The organism is Arsenicicoccus dermatophilus (assembly GCF_022568795.1).
In the GTDB taxonomy this organism is placed as follows: Bacteria; Actinomycetota; Actinomycetes; order Actinomycetales; family Dermatophilaceae; genus Arsenicicoccus; species Arsenicicoccus dermatophilus.
This window is the reverse complement of record NZ_JAKZHU010000001.1, coordinates 1,934,151-1,953,218: the sequence shown is the minus strand read 5'-3', so window position 1 is coordinate 1,953,218 and position 19,068 is coordinate 1,934,151. Positions and strand designations below refer to the sequence as shown.

General features: G+C 71.3%; 14 protein-coding genes and 2 pseudogenes. 9 read left to right on the top strand and 7 right to left on the bottom strand.

The genetic code is table 11. The annotated features are described in order from the left end of the window. Window positions 1-2 precede the first annotated feature (2 nt). From MM438_RS09065 to MM438_RS09045, 5 genes are all read left to right on the top strand, one after another. The gene (locus MM438_RS09065; RefSeq protein WP_241452138.1) at window positions 3-1,112 is read left to right on the top strand and encodes a glycosyltransferase family 4 protein; all 1,110 of its coding nucleotides are present in this window, start codon (window positions 3-5) and stop codon (window positions 1,110-1,112) included. 205 nt (window positions 1,113-1,317) lie between these two features. Continuing rightward, on the top strand, window positions 1,318-2,988 hold the full coding sequence (locus MM438_RS09060; RefSeq protein ID WP_241452137.1) for a CTP synthase: 1,671 nt from the start codon (window positions 1,318-1,320) through the stop codon (window positions 2,986-2,988). Between the two features lie 6 nt (window positions 2,989-2,994). Continuing rightward, a complete protein-coding gene (locus tag MM438_RS09055; RefSeq protein WP_241452136.1) occupies window positions 2,995-3,663 on the top strand; it encodes an NUDIX domain-containing protein in 669 nt (222 codons plus the stop codon). Continuing rightward, window positions 3,660-4,055, top strand: a complete 396-nt coding sequence (locus MM438_RS09050) for a YchJ family protein (RefSeq protein ID WP_241452135.1) — start codon at window positions 3,660-3,662, stop codon at window positions 4,053-4,055. The genes MM438_RS09055 and MM438_RS09050 overlap by 4 nt, the downstream gene beginning before the upstream one ends. 147 nt (window positions 4,056-4,202) lie before the next feature. Next, window positions 4,203-4,928, top strand: coding sequence for a metal-dependent hydrolase (locus MM438_RS09045; protein ID WP_241452134.1), 726 nt, complete (start codon window positions 4,203-4,205; stop codon window positions 4,926-4,928). A gap of 81 nt (window positions 4,929-5,009) precedes the next feature. On the opposite strand, the gene MM438_RS09040 is transcribed toward MM438_RS09045, so the two are convergent. Further along, a complete protein-coding gene (locus tag MM438_RS09040) occupies window positions 5,010-5,594 on the bottom strand; it encodes a cation efflux transmembrane domain-containing protein (RefSeq protein ID WP_241452133.1) in 585 nt (194 codons plus the stop codon). 162 nt (window positions 5,595-5,756) lie between these two features. Between MM438_RS09040 and aspS the strand changes: the two genes are divergently transcribed. Further along, window positions 5,757-7,592 (top strand): aspartate--tRNA ligase, encoded by a 1,836-nt coding sequence (gene aspS, locus MM438_RS09035; protein WP_241452132.1) that lies wholly within the window; start codon window positions 5,757-5,759, stop codon window positions 7,590-7,592. A gap of 88 nt (window positions 7,593-7,680) precedes the next feature. After that, complete coding sequence (locus MM438_RS09030; protein WP_241452131.1) at window positions 7,681-8,286, top strand: HAD-IA family hydrolase; 606 nt, start codon at window positions 7,681-7,683, stop codon at window positions 8,284-8,286. Between the two features lie 58 nt (window positions 8,287-8,344). Here MM438_RS09030 and MM438_RS09025 read toward each other — a convergent pair whose 3' ends face one another. The 6 genes and pseudogenes from MM438_RS09025 to MM438_RS09000 form a co-directional block, all read right to left on the bottom strand. Beyond that, entirely contained in the window at window positions 8,345-8,980 is a 636-nt protein-coding gene (locus tag MM438_RS09025) for a GNAT family N-acetyltransferase (RefSeq protein WP_241452130.1), read from the bottom strand. A gap of 289 nt (window positions 8,981-9,269) precedes the next feature. After that, window positions 9,270-10,520: an ABC transporter ATP-binding protein gene (locus MM438_RS09020; RefSeq protein ID WP_241452129.1), complete on the bottom strand. Its 1,251-nt coding sequence runs from the start codon at window positions 10,518-10,520 to the stop codon at window positions 9,270-9,272. Beyond that, window positions 10,513-11,555: pseudogene (locus MM438_RS09015) on the bottom strand (ABC transporter ATP-binding protein). The gene MM438_RS09020 and the pseudogene MM438_RS09015 overlap by 8 nt, the downstream one beginning before the upstream one ends. Before the next feature lie 14 nt (window positions 11,556-11,569). After that, a complete protein-coding gene (locus tag MM438_RS09010) occupies window positions 11,570-12,508 on the bottom strand; it encodes an ABC transporter permease (RefSeq protein ID WP_241452128.1) in 939 nt (312 codons plus the stop codon). Continuing rightward, window positions 12,501-13,426, bottom strand: a pseudogene (locus MM438_RS09005) (ABC transporter permease). The gene MM438_RS09010 and the pseudogene MM438_RS09005 overlap by 8 nt, the downstream one beginning before the upstream one ends. A gap of 334 nt (window positions 13,427-13,760) precedes the next feature. Further along, a complete protein-coding gene (locus MM438_RS09000; protein ID WP_241452127.1) occupies window positions 13,761-15,407 on the bottom strand; it encodes a peptide ABC transporter substrate-binding protein in 1,647 nt (548 codons plus the stop codon). Window positions 15,408-15,852: 445 nt separating this feature from the next. Between MM438_RS09000 and MM438_RS08995 the strand changes: the two genes are divergently transcribed. Both MM438_RS08995 and MM438_RS08990 read left to right on the top strand, forming a co-directional pair. Continuing rightward, window positions 15,853-17,151 carry a replication-associated recombination protein A gene (locus MM438_RS08995; RefSeq protein WP_407568316.1) on the top strand — a complete coding sequence of 433 codons (1,299 nt, stop codon included), beginning with the start codon at window positions 15,853-15,855 and terminating at the stop codon, window positions 17,149-17,151. Window positions 17,152-17,296: 145 nt separating this feature from the next. Beyond that, a complete protein-coding gene (locus MM438_RS08990) occupies window positions 17,297-19,039 on the top strand; it encodes an ABC transporter substrate-binding protein (protein WP_241452125.1) in 1,743 nt (580 codons plus the stop codon). Window positions 19,040-19,068 lie beyond the last annotated feature (29 nt).

Sequence of the window (19,068 nt, the reverse complement as noted above, 5' to 3'; positions counted from 1 at the left end):
CCATGCGCATCCTTCTCGTCATGGGCACCAGCTCCGGCGGCATGGGCCGTCACGTCCACGGTCTCGTGCAGGGCCTCGTCGCCCGCGACCACGAGGTCCTGGTCGCCTGCCCGCAGAGCGCGGACGAGCACTTCGACTACTCCGGGACCGGTGCCCGCGTCGTGCACCTGCCCATCTCCGACCGCCCCCACCCGGCCAACGACATGCGCGCCCACGCGACGCTGCGGACGCTCATCGAGGGTGCCGAGGTCGTGCACGCGCACGGGCTGCGCGCCGGTGCCCTGTGCTCCCTGTCGCGGGTTGGTCACCAGGCGCCCCTGATCGTCACCCTGCACAACGCCACCCCCGACAGCTCCTGGCTGGCCGGGGTCTACAACACCCTGGACCGGCTGGTGGCGAGCAAGGCCGACCTGGTGCTGACCGTCAGCCGGGACCTGGAGGAGCGCCAGCGACAGCTGGGGGCCCGCCGGGTCGAGCACGCGGTCATCCCGGCCCCGCCGTTCCCGGATCAGGTGGCGGACCGCCGCTCCGTGCGGGCCCGCCTGGGGGTCGCCGACGAGACCCGGCTGGCCGTGTGCATCGCCCGGCTGACCCGGCAGAAGGACCTGCCCGTCCTCCTCGACGCCGCCGCCCGGCTCAAGGACGACCCCGACGTGCGGTGGATGATCGCCGGCGACGGACCGCTGCGCCACGACCTGGAGACGGACATCGACGAGCGGTCCCTGCCCGTCGAGCTCCTCGGCGACCGCCGGGACGTGCCCGACCTGCTGGCGGCCGCCGACGTCGTCGTCTCCAGCGCCCAGTGGGAGGGCCAGCCGCTCGCCCTGCAGGAGGCCCTGGAGGCCGGCGCGGCGATCGTGGCCACCGACGCGGGCGGCACGGCGGCCGTCGTCGGCTCCGGCGGCATCCTCGTGCCCGTCGGCGACAGCGCCGCCCTCGCCCGCGAGGTGCGCCGCGTCCTGGACGACCCGGCGCTCGCCGAGGACCTGCGGACCCGGGCCCGGGCGCGCGCCGCGGCCCTGCCCACGGTGGACGACGCGGTCGACGCCGCGCTGGGGCAGTACGCCCTGTGCCTGGAGGACGTGCGCAGCCGCGACCGCGCCCAGGCGTGACGGCCCGGCCTGCGGAGGTACGACGGGTCTCGGTCCGTCCACGTGCCCGGCCCCGTCGGCGCGGCAGGCCCCGTCGGCGCGCCCGGGCCAGCCGGCCGCGCGCGGGCGTGGCCCCCGCTGCAGGGGGTCCGGGAACCGCCCGCAGGGCGCGGCATACCCCCGGAGAAGACCGAGGTCATGACGCCATGACGTAGGATCGAACTCCGTGGTGGACACCAAGCACATCTTCGTGACCGGAGGCGTTGCCTCTTCGCTCGGCAAGGGCCTCACGGCCTCCAGCCTCGGACATCTGCTCCGCGCACGAGGACTGCGCGTGACGATGCAGAAGCTCGACCCCTACATCAACGTCGACCCCGGCACGATGAATCCCTTCCAGCACGGCGAGGTCTTCGTCACCGAGGACGGGGCCGAGACCGACCTGGACATCGGCCACTACGAGCGCTTCCTGGACGTCAACCTCGTCGGCCGCGCCAACGTGACGACCGGGCAGGTCTACAACAACGTCCTGGCCAAGGAGCGGCGCGGGGAGTACCTCGGCGACACCGTCCAGGTCATCCCGCACATCACCAACGAGCTCAAGGACCGGATGCGCGAGCCGGCGACGCTCGGCAAGGACGCGCCCGACATCATCATCACCGAGATCGGTGGCACCGTCGGCGACATCGAGTCGCTGCCCTTCCTGGAGGCGGCCCGTCAGATCCGCCACGAGATCGGCCGGGACAACAGCTTCTTCCTCCACGTCTCGCTGGTGCCCTACCTCGCGCCGAGCGGGGAGCTCAAGACCAAACCGACCCAGCACTCGGTGGCCGCGCTGCGCCAGGCCGGCATCCAGCCCGACGGGCTGGTGCTGCGCGCCGACCGCGAGCTGCCCGAGGGGATCAAGAACAAGATCTCGATGATGTGCGACGTGGACCGCGAGGGCGTGTGCGCCTGCGTGGACGCGCCGTCGATCTACGACATCCCCAAGGTCATCCACCGCGAGCAGCTCGACGCCTACGTCATCCGCCGGCTGGGTCTGAAGTTCAAGGACGTCAACTGGCGCGACTGGGACCAGCTGCTGCAGCGCGTCCACAGCCCGGCCCACGAGGTCGAGATCGCCCTGGTGGGCAAGTACATCGACCTGCCGGACGCCTACCTGTCCGTCACCGAGGCGATGCGCGCCGGCGGCTTCCACCACGACGCCAAGGTCCGGATCCGCTGGGTGGCGTCGGACACCTGCCAGAGCCCCGCCGGTGCCGAGGCGGCGCTGCGCGGCGTGGACGCGGTGCTGGTGCCCGGCGGCTTCGGCGTGCGCGGCATCGAGGGCAAGCTCGGCGCCCTGCGCTGGGCCCGGGAGAAGCAGGTCCCGACCCTGGGCATCTGCCTGGGCCTGCAGTGCATGGTGATCGAGTACGCCCGGCACGTCGCCGGGATCGAGGGCGCGTCGTCCTCGGAGTTCGACCCCGGCACCCCGGCGCCGGTGATCGCGACCATGGCCGAGCAGAAGGCCTTCGTCGAGGGGGCGGGCGACCTGGGCGGGACCATGCGGCTCGGCGCCTACCCCGCCAAGCTGGTCAAGGACTCCGTCGTCGCCCAGACCTACGGCTCGGTCAAGGTCAGCGAGCGCCACCGCCACCGCTACGAGGTCAACAACGCCTACCGCGAGCAGCTGGAGAAGGCCGGGCTCGTCTTCTCCGGGACCTCCCCGGACGGGACGCTCGTCGAGCACGTGGAGCTGCCCCGCGAGGTGCACCCCTACTACGTCGCGACGCAGGCGCACCCGGAGTTCAGGTCCCGCCCCCACCGGGCCCACCCGCTCTTCGCCGGGCTGGTCGAGGCGGCGCTGCAGCGGCGCGGGGTCACCTCCACCGCCGCCAAGCCCGCGCGCAAGGCCTGAGCCGGTATGCCGGACCAGGACTTCCGGGGCACGACGGTCGCCCGGGGCGAGGACCTGCGCGACCGCATCGAGCCGCGCCCGGTGCTCGCCACGCGGACGATCCACGAGGGCAAGGTCTTCGACCTGGTCGCCGAGGACGTCGACCTCGGCGAGGCCGGTCGGGTGATGCGGGAGTTCCTGCGCCACCCGGGCGCGGTCGCGATCCTGGCGCTCGACGCCGACGAGCGGGTGTGCCTGATCCAGCAGTACCGTCACCCGGTCGGCGCCCTCGACTGGGAGATCCCCGCGGGCCTGCTCGACGTGGTGGGCGAGGACCCCGCCGCGGCGGCGGAGCGCGAGCTTCACGAGGAGGCCGACCTGCGCGCCGCCCGCTGGGACGTGCTCCTGGACTACTGGACCACGCCGGGCGGCAACGACGAGGCGATCCGGATCTTCCTGGCGCGTGACCTGTCACCCGTCCCCGAGGGGGAGCGGCACGAGCGCGAGGACGAGGAGCGCGGGATGCCCGTGGCCTGGCTCGACCTCGACGAGGCCCGGCAGGCGGTGCTCACCGGTCGGCTGCACAACCCCTCGGCCTGCCTGGGGATCCTCGCGGCCCACGCGGCGCGGGCAGGCGGGTGGACGACCCTGCGGCCGGCGGAGAGCCCCTGGCCCGAGCACCCGGCCTACCGGTGAGCGGGACGGCCTTCGGGATCGCCCGGCCGCCGGCGCCGGGGGAGTGCCCCTGCGGCAGCGGCTCCGCATACACCGACTGCTGTCGTCCGCTGCACCTCGGGCGCCGGGCCGCCGCGTCGCCGGAGCAGCTCATGCGCTCGCGGTACGCGGCCTTCGTGGTCGGTGACGCGGACTACCTGTTGCAGACCTGGGACCCGCTCACCCGGCCCGGCGACCTGCGCCTGGACGCCCGGGAGTGGCTGGGGCTGCGGGTGATCCGCGCCTCCGGCGACGTCGTGGAGTATGTCGCGAGCTCGTCCGTGGGCGGGCGCCGGCAGGAGCTGCACGAGGTCAGCCGCTTCCGGCAGGTGCTCGGCCGGTGGGTCTACGTGGACGGCGACTTCCTCGGCTGACCGCGCGCCGCCGTCCTGGCCGCCCTACGGGTGAGCACCTGTGCACCGCAAGCGTGTTCGGATCTGGCAGGATCGGCTCCGGCGTGGCGCAGGGCCACGCGTGGAGCAGACCGCCGGCAGTCGGCGGGCGAGGAGCGGTGCGTCGTGATGGGTTACAACCACGCCACCCTGGCCACCGGGCTGGGGATCCTGGCGTTGCCGGCCGTGCAGCTGCCCAGCATCACCTCCCAGGTGGCGTGGGTGCTGTGCTGCACGGGGATGGGGCTGTTCCCCGACTGGGACAAGGACGGGTCGCACGTCTCGCGGATGTGGGGCTGGCCCAGCCGGATGATCGCCCGGGCCATCAACGCGCTCTCCGGTGGCCACCGTTGGGGCACCCACGACGTGGTCCTGTGCCCGCTCGTCTGCGCGGCCCTGCTGACCCTGGCCGCCCGGCACCCGCTGTCCCAGATCGCGGCGATCGCCGTCTGCATCGGTCTGGCGGTCCGGGCCTGCATCGCCAAGCGGCTCTGGCGCGTCGGCGAGGTGATGACCGCCGCCATCTCGTGGGGCGGCGCCTGGCTCCTGGTGCGCGACGGGCACGGCGCCGTCGTCGACTGGCTGCCGGCGGCGGCCGCGGTCGGCATCGTGGCGCACGCGCTCGGTGACGTCCTCACCGAGGAGGGTGTGCCGGTCCCGGTCGTGTGGCTGTGGCGCAAGCAGCGCGTCCACCTGGAGCTCTTCGTCACCAACAGCGCCGTCGAGCGTCGGGTGGTCGCCCCGGTGCTGTCCGTCCTGGTGGTGCTCGCCGCCTACCAGGTCAGCGGGATCCGCTCCTGGGACGGGCTGTGGGACGCGCTGGCGCACCTGGGTCGGTCCCTGCCCGTGGCCTGAGCGCCGCTCGCCCTGAGGCTCGGTCTCCTCTCGCCCCGGCGGGTGCGGCCGTGCCGTTCGGGTCGCCCGGGAGGCGGGGGATCAGTCGCCGACGGGCTCGCCCGCCAGCGCCTTGGCGGCCACCCGCTCGTCCTCGGCGACCTCCCAGACCTCGTGGGCCGCCGTGAGGTTCAGCGCGATGATCAGGACGCCCAGGGCCAGGTCCGGCCACCCCGAGCGGGTCCAGGCCGTGACCGCACCCATGACGACGATCGCGGCGTTGACGATCATGTCGTTGCGCGCGGCCAACCAGGCGGCGGCGGTCAGCGACCCGCCGTGCGCCCGGTGGCGGACCAGGATCCCGGTGCACACGGCGTTGACCAGCAGCGCGCCGCCGGCGGTCAGGACCAGCGAGGTCACGTCCGGCGCCGTCGGGTGGCGGAACGTGTCGACGGCCTCCCAGGCCGCGGCGAGCGCAGGGACGCAGATGATCGCCGCCATGACCTTGCCGGCGACCGAGCGGGCCGGCAGCGACCACCCGAGGGCCAGCGCGATCAGCAGGTTGACGCTGGTGTCCTCCAGGAAGTCCACCGAGTCCGCCAGCAGCGAGACCGAGCCGATCGCGGCGGCCACGGCGGCCTCCACGACGAAGTAGGCGAGGTTGAGGCCGGCGACGAGGAGCACCACCCGGCGCAGGGCCGCCGCCGAGGGCGCCGCAGGGGAGGACGGGCTGGGGAGGGCATGGTCGGCATACCCGGAATTGTCGTGCAGGGGGACGGCAGGGAGTCCGTAGGATGGTCCGGTGCGCCACGACCGGCGCCCGCGTCACCCAAGAGAACAGGATCCATCGTGCTTCGTACCCACGAGGCAGGCACGCTGCGTGCCTCCCACGCCGGACAGACCGTCACGCTCACGGGCTGGGTCGCCCGTCGGCGCGATCACGGCGGGGTGGCCTTCCTGGACCTGCGGGACGCGAGCGGCGTCGCCCAGGTCGTGGTCCGCGACGAGGTCCTCGCGGCCGGTGACGCGCACGAGCTGCGCAACGAGTACGTCGTCAAGATCGTCGGCGAGGTCCGCGAGCGCCCCGAGGGCAATGCCAACACCGACCTGCCCACCGGCGAGGTCGAGGTCGTGGCGAGCGAGATCGAGGTGCTCAACCCGAGCGCCCCGCTGCCCTTCCAGATCGACGAGCGCGTGACCGTCGGCGAGGAGGCCCGCCTCAAGCACCGCTACCTGGACCTGCGTCGCCCGGGCAAGAGCGCCGGCGCGGCCCTGCGGCTGCGCTCCAAGGTCAGCGCCGCCGCCCGCAAGGTCCTCGGCGAGCGCGACTTCGTCGAGATCGAGACCCCGACCCTGACCCGCTCCACGCCCGAGGGCGCCCGCGACTTCCTCGTGCCCGCGCGCCTCGCGCCCGGCTCGTGGTACGCCCTGCCCCAGTCGCCGCAGCTGTTCAAGCAGCTGCTCATGGTCTCCGGCATGGAGCGCTACTACCAGATCGCCCGCTGCTACCGCGACGAGGACTTCCGCGCCGACCGCCAGCCGGAGTTCACCCAGCTCGACATCGAGATGAGCTTCGTCGAGGAGGACGACGTCCTCGAGCTCGGCGAGGCGCTGGCCAAGGAGATCTGGGCGCTGATCGGCGTCGATCTGCCCACCCCCTTCCCGCGGCTCACGTATGCCGAGGCGATGCGGCGCTTCGGCTCCGACAAGCCCGACATGCGCTTCGGCCACGAGCTGGTCGAGTGCACGGAGTTCTTCGATGACACCACCTTCCGCGTCTTCCAGGCGGAGTACGTCGGGGCCGTCGTCATGCCCGGCGGCGCCTCGCAGCCGCGCAAGCAGCTCGACGCCTGGCAGGAGTGGGCCAAGCAGCGCGGCGCCAAGGGCCTGGCCTATGTGCTGGTGCAGGACGGTGGCGAGCTGGGCGGCCCGGTCGCCAAGAACCTCACCGACGCCGAGAAGGCCGGCCTCGCCGACCACGTCGGCGCCCGGCCCGGCGACTGCATCTTCTTCGCCGCCGGCGCCACCAAGGCCTCCCGCGCCCTGCTCGGGGCCGCGCGCCTGGAGATCGGCAAGCGCTGCGACCTGATCGACGAGTCCGCCTGGTCCTTCCTGTGGGTCAACGACGCTCCGCTGTTCGAGCCCACCGCCGACGCGGAGGCCGCGGGCGACGTGGCCGTCGGCGGCGGCGCCTGGACCGCCGTGCACCACGCCTTCACCTCGCCCAAGCGGGAGTTCCTGGACACCTTCGACACCGACCCGGGTCCGGCGCTCGCCTATGCCTACGACATGGTGTGCAACGGCAACGAGATCGGTGGCGGCTCGATCCGTATCCACCGCCGCGACGTGCAGGAGCGCGTGTTCAAGGTCATGGGCCTGACGCAGGAGGAGGCGCAGGAGAAGTTCGGCTTCCTGCTCGACGCCTTCGCCTTCGGCGCCCCGCCGCACGGTGGCATCGCCTTCGGCTGGGACCGGATCGTCATGCTCCTCGGCGGCTACGACTCGATCCGCGACGTCATCGCCTTCCCCAAGTCCGGTGGCGGCTACGACCCGCTGACCGAGGCGCCCGCCCCGATCACGCCCGAGCAGCGCAAGGAGGCGGGCATCGACGCCAAGCCCGCCGCGCCCCAGGGCGAGCAGGCAGCCACCCTCGACACCGGCGCCGTCGCCCCGACGCGGTCGTGACCTCCCGGCGGCCGGGTCCGACCGGGCCCGGCCGCCGGCGCGTCCCGAGCCGCCCTCCCGCCATACCTCTGTCTGCCCAGGAGATGCCATGACGAGTCCCCTCCAGGTCCTGCTGCTGGACGCCGACGGGGTGCTGCAGTACCTCCCGACGTCCTGGGCCGAGCAGGTGCTCGCCGACCCGGCCTGGCCCGGCCTCGAGGCGCTCCTGAAGGTGGAGGCGCCGTTCCTGCGGGGCGAACGGCGCGACGGCTTCCCGGAGGCCGTCGCGCAGCTGCTGCACGAGCACGGCTGCGCGGTGACGCCGGAGGAGTTCTTCGCGCCCTGGTCGGACATCACCGCCGAGCCCCGCGCCCTCGACCTGGTGCGTCAGGTGCGGTCCCGGGGCGTGCGGGTCTACCTCGCCACCAACCAGCAGGCCATGCGGGCGGCCGTGATGCGCGAACGGCGGTTGTACGACGACCACCTGGACGGCGGGTACTACTCCTTCGAGCTCGGGGTGACCAAACCGAGCTGGGACTACTTCGACCACATCGTGCGTGACCTGCGGGTGGCTCGGGACCGGGTGCTCTTCGTGGACGACACCGCGGCCAACGTCGCGGGGGCGCGGGCGGCCGGGCTGCGGGCGGCGCACAAGCCGTATGCCGACGGGGTGGCCGGGCTGGAGCGGGTGCTCCGGTGGCACGGCCTCCTCTGACGTCCCGGATCTCCAGGGGTGGCCGGGCCCGTCGGGACGCCCGGATCGGTCGCCGTGGTCACGCCGCGGGCAGCAACGTGCAGCTGTGCCACCGCTTGTCCGCGACATAGCCGAGCGAGGTGTACAACGCGCGGGCGACGTCGTTGTCGGCATACATCCCGAGCGTGGCGACAGGCTCGTGCGCGAGGACGTCACGGGTCAGCGTCGCCGTCATCGCCCGCCCCAGTCCCTGACCGCGGTGGGTGGACGCGACGATGATCCCGGACAGGTGCGCGGTCCCGCTGGACAGCCGGTGCAGGGCCGCGCACGCCACGATCCGGCCCTCGTCCCGCACCCCGACCCAGCGCTCGCTGCGCCCGGTGCCGGGGTATCCCTCGGACAGCGGGTTCTCCCGGTCCGCGAGCGCGGTGAGCTCGGCGGCGTCGGCCTGGTCGTCCAGCTCCACCAGGCGGTCCTCGGCACTCGTCCGCGGCGGTACGACGTGCGTGGCGAACCAGTCCCACCCGTCGCCATCGGTCGTGGGGTGCCTGTCGGTCAGCAGGGCGGCGTGCTCCCGGGGGACGGTGACGTGGTCCAGGGCGGGGGAGAGCTCTCCGGCGTCGGCCAGACCGGCCAGCAGGACGGCGAGGTCCGGTGCCGGCCCCCAGGCCGTGAGGTTGGCCCTGCCGGAGCGGCTCTCGCGCAGGTAGCCCACGCGCGGCCCTCCGCCCAGGCCCGGTGCGGCCGATCCGGCACGGCGAACCGGGCGAAGACGTCGCCCGGCCCGACGACGGCGACGAGCGCGTTCCTGGAGGAGAGGGGACGCACGGCTGTGCTCCTTGCTGGTGCTGGCGGCGGGTGGGTGCGAGGCAGGTCTCGTCGTTCGGGGGCAGCCGCGTCCCGAGGCGCGGCGGGTGAGCCCTCGGGCGGCCTCGACGGACGTGAGGGCCCGGCCGCGCGTGGCGGTCCGGACCCTCACGGTCAGGCGTCGAGCAGGGGTAGGGTCACCAGCCCTGCTGCTTGTTGGCGTTGTCGGCGATGGCCCGGGCCTCGCGCACGTTGGACGCCTCGCCGCGGTCCGGGCGGAAGGGACGGGCGGCCTGGTGGTCCGGGTCGTCCTGCTCGTCGCCCAGCCCGACCTTCTCGGCCACCTTGTGGATCAGGTCGCCGACACGGGAGTGGTGCTCCACGGTCCGCGTCGCGCCGTCGGTGACGAGGGGGCCTTCGCCCGACAGGCCGGAGTCCACCTCGGCGCCGGTGGCCACGAGCACCTCGGGGAAGTGGCAGGCGCTGCGGTGGCCGTCGGAGCCGTCGGGTCGGGTGACGAAGTCCGGGGACTCGGTCGCGCAGATCTCCTGAGCCTTCCAGCACCGGGTGTGGAACCGGCACCCCGTCGGTGGGTTGGCGGGGGAGGGGACATCGCCCTGCAGGACGATCTGCTCCCGCTTGCCGCGCAGCGTCGGGTCCGGCACCGGCACGGCAGACATCAGCGCCTGCGTGTAGGGGTGCGTGGTCCGCTCGTAGATCTCGTCCTCCGTGCCCAGCTCGACCATCTTGCCGAGGTACATCACGCCGACCCGGTCGGAGATGTGACGAACGACCGACAGGTCGTGGGCGATGAAGATGTAGGACAGACCCAGCTCGTTCTGGAGCTTCTCCATGAGGTTGACGACCTGCGCCTGGACGGAGACGTCCAGCGCCGAGACCGGCTCGTCGCAGATCAGCACCTTGGGGTTGAGCGCGATGCCGCGAGCGATGCCGATGCGCTGCCGCTGCCCCCCGGAGAACTGGTGGGGATAGCGGTTGATGTGCTCCGGGTTGAGCCCCACCAGGTCGAGGAGCTCCTGGACCGCCTTGCGCCGGCCGCCCTTGGGCACCACGTCAGGATGGATCTCGAAGGGTTCCCCGACGATGTCGCCGACCGTCTTGCGCGGGTTGAGCGAGGTGTACGGGTCCTGGAACACGATCTGGATGTCGCGACGCAGCTTGCGCATCGCGGCACCGGACTGCTTGTAGACGTCGATGCCGTCGAAGTCGAGCGTGCCGGAGGTGGGCTCCTCGAGCCGCATGATGAGTCGGCCCAGGGTGGACTTGCCGCAGCCGGACTCGCCCACGATGCCCAGGGTCTCGCCCTTGAGCAGCTCGAAGGAGACTCCGTCGACGGCCTTGACGTGACCGGTGGTCGTCCGCAGCAGGCCCCCACGGATGGGGTAGTGCTTGACCAGGTCCTTGGCGACGAGGATCGGCTCAGCCATGGAGGACCTCCTGGGAGAAGTGGCAGGCGGACAGACGACCGGGGGCGACCTCGAGCAGCGGAGGGCGCTCCTGGCGGCAGATGTCCTGCGCGTAGCGGCAACGGGGGTTGAACGCGCAGCCGGAGGGGATGCGCATCAGGTTGGGCGGCAGACCGCCGATGGCGGAGAGGGTCTCGCCCTTCTGGTCCAGGCGCGGGATGGAGTCCAGCAGGCCCTTGGTGTAGGGATGGGCCGGCTTGCCGTAGAGCTGGTAGACGTCCGCCTGCTCGACGATCCGCCCGGCATACATCACCGCGATGCGGTCGGCGACGTCGGCCACGACGCCGAGGTCGTGCGTGATCAGGATGAGCCCCATCTGGCGCTCCTCCTGCAGCTCCTCGAGCAGGTGCATGATCTGCGCCTGCACGGTGACGTCCAGGGCCGTGGTCGGCTCGTCGGCGATCAGCACGGCCGGGTCCAGCGCGATGGCCATGGCGATCATGATGCGCTGACGCATACCCCGGAGAACTGGTGCGGGAAGGACTTCACCCGCTCCTTGGCGGCGGGGATCTGCACCCGCTCCATGAGTCGGACGGCGTTGGCGATCGCGTCGGACCGGTTCATGCCCCGGTGCTGCCGGAACATCTCGGCGATCTGCCAGCCCACGGGGAACACGGGGTTCAACGAGCTCAGCGCGTCCTGGAAGATCATCGAGATCTCCGGGCCGCGGACGTGCCGGCGCTTGTCCTCCGGCATCGTCAGCAGCTCCTGCCCGCAGTAGCGGACCGAGCCCTGGGGGATCGTGGCCGGGGGCATGTCCAGGATGCCCATGATGGCCTGGGCGGTGACGGACTTGCCGGAGCCGGACTCGCCGAGGATCGCCAGGGTCTCGCCCTGGTCCAGCGTGAAGTTCACGCCGTTGATGGCCTTGGCGACGCCGTCAGGCGTGTGGAACTCGACGTGGAGGTCCTCGACGTCGAGGAGACGCCCGTCGTGGGGCTGGTAGGCGGTGGTGCCCTCGGTGGGCGCCGGGCGCCGGTGGGAGGTGGTGGTCATGAAAGGTCAGCCCCTCATCGCGTCTTGGGGTCCAGGGCGTCACGGATGGCGTCACCCAGGAGGATGAAGGCCAGGACCGCGAGGCTCAGGAACAGGCTGGGGAAGAGCAGGAGGTGAGGCGCCGTCCGGACCATGTCGAGGGCGTCGGAGATCGCGACACCCCACGAGATGGTGGGCGACACGAGCCCGATACCGAGGAAGGACAGCGCCGCCTCGGTGGCGATGTAGGCGCCCAGGTTGATCGTGGCGACGACGATGACCGGGGCGACGGCGTTGGGGAGGATGTGCCCCAGGATGATGCGGCCAGGACGGGCACCGAGGGCGCGGGCCGCCTGCACGTACTCCAGGGACTTCACCTGCAGCACGGCCGACCGCATCAGCCGGGCGATGCTCGGCCAGCCGAAGACGGTCATCACGAGGACGACCTTGCCCACGACGGTCCAGTAGCCGGTGTTGGCGTCCGACGGGAAGGAGGCCATGAACAGGATGCCGCCGAGCAGCATCGGGATGGCGAAGAACACGTCGGTGACGCGCATGAGCAGCGCGTCCAGCCAGCCGCCGAGGTAGCCGGCCATGATGCCGAAGGTCGCGCCGACCAGGGTGGTGGCGATGGTGGTCAGGACGCCCACGATGATCGAGGCGCGGGCGCCGTAGATCGTACGGGCGTAGATGTCGCGGCCCTGCTTGTCGGTCCCGAACCAGTGCTCCGCGCTCGGCGCCTTGCGGACCTGGCGCAGCGACCCCGACTGGGGGTCGAGCTGGGTGAACAGCTGCGGCAGGATCGCCATGAGCAGGAACACGAGGATGAGCGCCAGCGAGATCCAGAAGACCGGGCTGCGCCGGAGCATGCGCCAGGCGTCGGACCACAGCGAGCGGGCCTCGCCGTCGGACCCCTGCTGGGGACCCGGTGCCACCTCGGCGGCGGCGACGGTGGCGGTGTTGGCGTCAGTCATGGCTGATCCTTGGGTCGAGCAGACCGTAGAGCAGGTCGATGAGCAGGTTGACGACGAGGAAGACGAGCACCAGCATCGTCACGGCGGAGACGACGGCGATGCCGTCGCGGTTGTGGATGCCCGTGAAGATGTAGCCACCGACCCCTCGGATGTTGAAGATGCGCTCGGTGATGATGGCGCCGCCGAGGAGGCCGCCGAAGTCGGCCCCCAGGCGGTGACGACCGGGATCATCGAGTTGCGCATCGCGTGCAGGCCGATGGCCCGCTGGCGGGTGAGGCCCTTGGCGATGGCCGTCCGCACGTAGTCGGCGCGGAGGTTCTCGACGAGGTTGGTGCGCATCAGGCGGGCGACGTAGGCGATCGACAGCGACCCCAGCACGAAGCCCGGCAGGATGAGGTCGTACAGCGTCGGGTCGTTGGCCGCCGTGACGGGGAACCACTTGAGCTTGACGCCCAGGAAGTACTGCAAGGTCGAGCCGATGACGAAGCTCGGGATCGAGATCGCGACGAGCGTGGACACCATGACCAACTGGTCGATGAACTTCCCCTTGCGGATGCCTGCGAGGACACCGGCGGTCAGACCGATGAGGATCTCGAAGACGATGGCGATGCCGGCGAGCTGGGCGGTCACCACGTAGCGCGTCGACAGGTCCTTGGCCACGGGGATGTTGTAGAAGTTCGTGCCGAGGTCGCCCTGGGCGAGCTTGCCCATGTACTTGCCGTACTGGACGACGAGCGGGTCGTCGAGGTTGTGCTCCGCCCGGAACTTCTCGATGTACGCGGGGGAGCAGGGGCGTTCGCCGCACTTGCCGGCGGTGGGATCGCCCGGCAGGGCGAACACCATGGCAAAGATCAGGAACGTCGCTCCGATGATCACCGGGATCATCTGCAGGAGCCGGCGAATGATGTATTTGGTCACGACACCTCCTCAGGTGGTCGTGCCTGCGGCTGGGCCGCAGACGGCCCGGAGCGTGGGGCTCCGGTCGTGGCTCGACGTCCTGCGGACGACAGGGGGATGCTGCCGCCTGGCCCCAGAGGCGTCGTTGCACGTGATGGCTGGGTCTGAGTCCCGCATGGGACCGATGGGAGAGCTGGGCCGCCCCGAGGCTAGCGCCCTTCCGAAGGGCATCGACCGGCGGGGTATGCCGAGTGGGGCATACCTACGCATCGACCGCGGGACAGGCATGGGTGCCCGGCTCCTGGAGCCGGGCACCCACGATCTGGTGCTCACGTCAGCGCCGAGGCGCCGAGGGTCACTTGAGGGTGACGCCCGCGTAGTCCGGCTTGCCGAAGGCCGTGATCTTGACGTTGGTGACCTTGTCCGACCAGCCGACGGTGGCCTTGGGGTACCACAGCGGGATCGCCGGCATGGTCTCCTTCAGCATGCCCTCGGCCTGCTGGTACAGCTCGTTGGCCTTGGCCGGATCGGTGGCCGCGGCGGCCTCCTTGAGCTTGGCGTCGAAAGCCGGGTCGGTGTAGTCGCCGTCGTTGGAGGACGCACCGGTCGCGAAGATCGGGGTGAGGAAGTTCTCGATCGACGGGTAGTCCATCTGCCAGCCGGTGCGGAACATGCCCTTCATCTCGCGGCTCTTGACCTGGGTGCGGAAGGTCTTGAAGTCCACCACCGGGGTGGCGACGCAGTCGATCTGCAGGGCGTCCTTGATGGACTGGCAGGTCGCCTCGGACCAGTCCTTGTGCGAGGCGTCGGCGTTGTAGGACAGCGTCAGCTTTCCCTTGAAGCCACCGGCCTCGGCGAGCTTGGCCTTGGCCTTGGCGGCGTCGAAGGTGCAGTACTCGCCGCATGCACCGGCCTTGTAGCCGTTGACGGTCGGGGAGACCCAGCCGGTGGCGACGGTGCGCGAGCCGTTGAACTGCGAGTCGATGATGGCCTGCCGGTCGATGGCCATCGAGATGGCCTGGCGGACCTTCGGGTTCTGGACCGAGGGGTCGGCCTTCGGGGAGGCGAAGGTGACCGAGGAGAAGCCGCCGTACTCCTTCTGCGCGTTGCGGTCCGGAAGGTCCTGCTTGTACTTGTCGCCGGCGAGGGCCGAGGTGGGGACCTCGTCCGTGACGTCCAGGTTGCCGGCCACCACGTCGTTGTAGGCGGCGGTCGAGTCCTGGTAGATCTTGAAGGTGATCTGGTCCACGCCGGGCTTGCGGGAGCCCTGGTAGTTGGGGTTCTTCTTCAGGACGATCGACTGGTTCTTGGTCCAGGTGTCCACCATGAAGGGACCGGCACCGATCGGCTTGTCGCCGAAGGCCTTGGGGTCCTTGAAGAACGCGTCCGGCAGCGGGGCGAAGGCCGAGTAGCCGAGGCGCTCGGGGAGGTTGGAGATCGGGTCGGTGGTGGTGACGGTGAAGGTGTAGTCGTCCACGACCTTCAGGCCCGACATGACCTTGGCCTTGGGGGTGGAACCCTTCTCCGCCTGCAGGTCGGCGTAGCCCGCGATGGGCTCCATGAAGTACGCCGCGCCCTGCGCGTTGGTCGACAGCGCGGTGTAGTTCCAGGCGTCGACGAAGTTCTTGGCCTTGACCTCGGTGCCGTCGGAGAACTTCGAGCCCTTCTTCAGCTTGACGGTGAAGAGCTTGTTGTCCTTGGTCTCGATGGACTCGGCCAGGTCGTTCTCGGGCTTGGCCGTGTCGACGTTGTAGTGCACGAGGCGCGAGGTGGTCGCGTCGATCACGTCGCCGCCGCAGGTCTCGGTGGTGGCGCCCGGGACGAGCGGGTTCTCCGGGTTGCAGCCGCGGACGGTGATCTGGCCGCCCTTGGCGCCGGATCCCGCGGCGCCGCTGCCGCCCGCCGACGAGGTGGACTCGCTGGAGCCACCGCCGCACGCCGTCAGGAGGACGGCGGTCGCGGACAGGGTCGCGGTGAGGGTGAGGCGAGTGGTGGCTCGCATGGTGGTTGACCTCCTCGATGGGCCCGGTGATGGGACGGGCCATGCTCTGGCCCTGGCTGATGGCGGCCAAGGCGGATCTCGGTCGGCCGGAGCGACGCTGCATCCGGAACCAGCCGAAACCTTGGGCGTCACTCTAGGGCCGGAAGTCCTCAGGTCCAGATCAGGAACGACGTCGATATCGTTTCGTGACCATGCGTGACGCATCGATACACACGTCCGCGATCTCCCAGGTTCGGTGCCGGTGGGGACCCCCGGCGACCTGCGCGTCTGGGATCATGACGAGGTGGACGAGCCCGATCTGTTCAGCGGAGCCCGCTCGGCGCAGGAGGCGGGCGACCGCGCGCCGGCGGCCGGACCCGAGCCTGCCCCGGCCGTCGCAGGTGACGGTGCGTCCGGGGCGCAGCCCCCGGCATACGCCGCGACGCTCGCGCCGCTCGCCGTGCGGATGCGCCCGCGCTCGCTTGCGGAGGTCCGGGGTCAGGGTGCCGCGCTGCGGCCGGGCAGCCCGCTGCGGCGCCTGATCGAGGGGCACTCCGGTGCGGTCGGACCCCTCTCGGCGATCCTGTGGGGTCCTCCGGGCACCGGCAAGACCACGCTCGCGCACCTGGTCGCCACGGCTGCCGGTCGCCGGTTCGTCGAGCTGTCGGCGATCACGGCCGGCGTCAAGGACGTCCGTCGCGTGGTGGAGGAGGCGGTGCGCGAGCGCGATCTCTACGACCGCACCACCGTGCTCTTCCTCGACGAGATCCACCGGTTCACCAAGGCTCAGCAGGACGCCCTGCTGCCCGCGGTGGAGAACCGTCTGGTCGTCCTGGTGGCGGCCACGACCGAGAACCCCTCCTTCTCCGTCGTCGCCCCGCTGCTGTCCCGGTCGGTGCTGGTGACGCTGACCTCCCTCTCGGACGCCGAGGTAGGCGAGGTCCTTGCTGCCGCACTCGTCGAGGAGCGCGGCCTGGCCGGGGAGTTCACGCTGGACGACGACGCGCGCGAGCACCTGGTGCGGACCAGCGGGGGAGACGCCCGGCGGGCCCTGACCGCCCTGGAGGGGGCCGCGGGAGTGGCGCTGGGCGACCAGCCGGCGGGTGCGGTCGAGGAGGGACCGGTCCTGATCACCGCGGCTCACGTGGAGCAGGCGGTCGAGCGGGCGCCGGTGCGCTACGACAAGACCGGTGACCAGCACTACGACGTGGCGTCCGCGCTGATCAAGTCGATGCGGGGGAGCGACGTCGACGCGTCCTTGCACTACCTCGCCCGGATGCTCGAGGCGGGGGAGGACCCGAGGTTCATCGCCCGGCGCATCGTCATCGCGGCCTCCGAGGAGGTCGGTATGGCGGACCCCACCGCCCTCCAGACCGCGGTCGCGGCGCTGCACGCCGTTGCCCAGATCGGCATGCCGGAGGCGCGGATCGTCCTGGCCCAGGCCGTGGTCCACGTCGCGCTGGCCCCCAAGTCGAACGCCGCCTACCTGGGGATCAACGCCGCGATCGCCGACGTCAGGGCCGGGCGCGGGGGTGCGGTGCCGGCTGCGCTGCGCGGGAGCGGCTACGCCGGGGCCACCCGGCTCGGTCACGGGGCGGGGTACGTCTATGCGCACGACCAGCCCGACGGGGTGGCGCCGCAGCAGTACCTCCCGGACGACCTCGACGGGACCGCCGACTACTACCACCCGACGCACCGCGGCTTCGAGGAACGACTGGCGCCGCGGTGGGAATGGTTGCGCAAGGTCCTGCACTCGCGTCGCTGAGTGACACCATAGCCCGGCTGTGGTCTCCAAATGGCTGCATGCCTGATCCGTTCATGCATCGTTCGTGACCGTCACGAAGCGTGCTACTAGGGTGACAGCACCATCGAGCCCTCACCGATGGTCCCCGTCTTCCCAGGAGTCCGTCATGCGAGTCCCTCTGCGCCGTCCCGGCCGCGCTGCCCTCGCGCTCGCAAGCCTGGCGACCGTCGTCGCCTGCTCGTCGCCCCTGACCGCGCTGTCCTCCGGGGAGAACGGCGCCCCCACGTCCTCCCAGACCAGCGCCTCCCAGCTGGACCCGCAGGCCAAGGGCCCGGCCGCCCCGATCGAGGGCGCCCGCCGCGGGGGTCACCTCACGGTCCGTAGCCAGGGAGTGCCGGAGACGCTCGATCCTACGCGTCAGTACTACGTGGACAGCCAGGCCATCCTCAAGCTCACCAACCGCACCCTCACCACCTTCGCCATCCGGGACGGCAAGCCGGTCCTGGTCCCCGACCTGGCGACCGACCTCGGCCGGGTCTCCGCCGACGGGCTGACCTGGACCTTCACCCTCAAGGAGGGCCTCGCCTACGAGGACGGGACCCCGGTCAAGGCGGCCGACGTGGTGTACGCGGTCCAGCGGTCCTTCGCGCAGCAGGAGCTGCCGGGCGGTCCGACGTACCAGATCGACCACCTCAAGGGCGGCTCGGCGTATCGGGGCCCGTACCAGGGCGGGACGTCCTTCCCGGGCGTGGAGGCCAAGGGCGACAAGGACGTCGTCTTCCACCTCTCCGCGCCGTGGTCCTCGCTGCCGTACTTCGGCACCTTCACCGTGACGTCGCCGATCCCGGCAGCCAAGGACACCCGGGACAAGTACGGACTGCACCCGCTGGCGACGGGGCCGTACAAGTTCGAGACGTACAAGGACAACAAGCTCACCCTCGTGCGCAACACCCAGTGGAAGGCGGAGACGGACCCCGCCCGGCGGGACCTGCTGGACTCCTTCACCTTCGAGTGGGGCGGCGAGCCCAAGGACACCCAGGGCCCCATCCTGGATGATCCCAACGCCAGCGGACTGCTGAGCTACGACCCGGTCGACTCGACGCTGGTCCTCAAGGCCACGGCCGCCAAGGGACAGCTCACCGCCGGCGACTCGCCCTGTGTCTCGCTCGTGACGATGGACACCCGGCAGATACCGCTGTCGGTGCGCAAGGCCATCGCGCGCGCCTATCCGTGGGACCAGGTGCGCGAGGCTGCCGACATTAACCAGGTGACGGTGCAGACGATGCGCTCGATCGCTCCTCCGCAGCTGCCGGGTGCGGTCGCCCACGACATCGCGGACCTGCCGGTGTCCGGCCGTGGCGACCCGGCCGCCGCGCGCAAGCTCCTGGAGCAGGCCGGGAAGCTCGGCTTCGAGCTGTCGTGGTACTTCGCGACGGACATGCCCACCTCGCGAGCAGTCTCCGAGGCCCGGGCCCGAGGGCTGCGCGCGGCCGGCTTCACGGTGCGCCCGCACGGGGTGCCCAGGAACAAGCTGCGCGAGATGGCCAGCAACCTGGACGCCCCCGTCAACATGCTCCAGGGACCCTCGGGCTGGTGCTACGACTGGCCGAGCGGGGACGCGATCTACCTGCCTCTGTTCAGCTCCACGGCAGCCCGGGAGACCATGAGCGCCGGAGGGTTGGCGGACCCCGACCTGGACGCGCGCATGAAGGCCATCGCGGCCAGGCCCCTCGCCGACCAGGCGTCGGAGTGGGCGGCGCTGGACAAGGACCTGCTCACGAACTACCTCCCGGTCCTCCCTGGAGGGATGGACCGAGCGATCTTCCTGTCCAGCAAGGACGTCGGTGGCGTGGTGGACGACCCCAACCTCGGGATGCCGGACTTCTCCTCGATCTATTTGCGCAACTGACTCGTCCTGGCCGCAGATCGCGCCAGCGT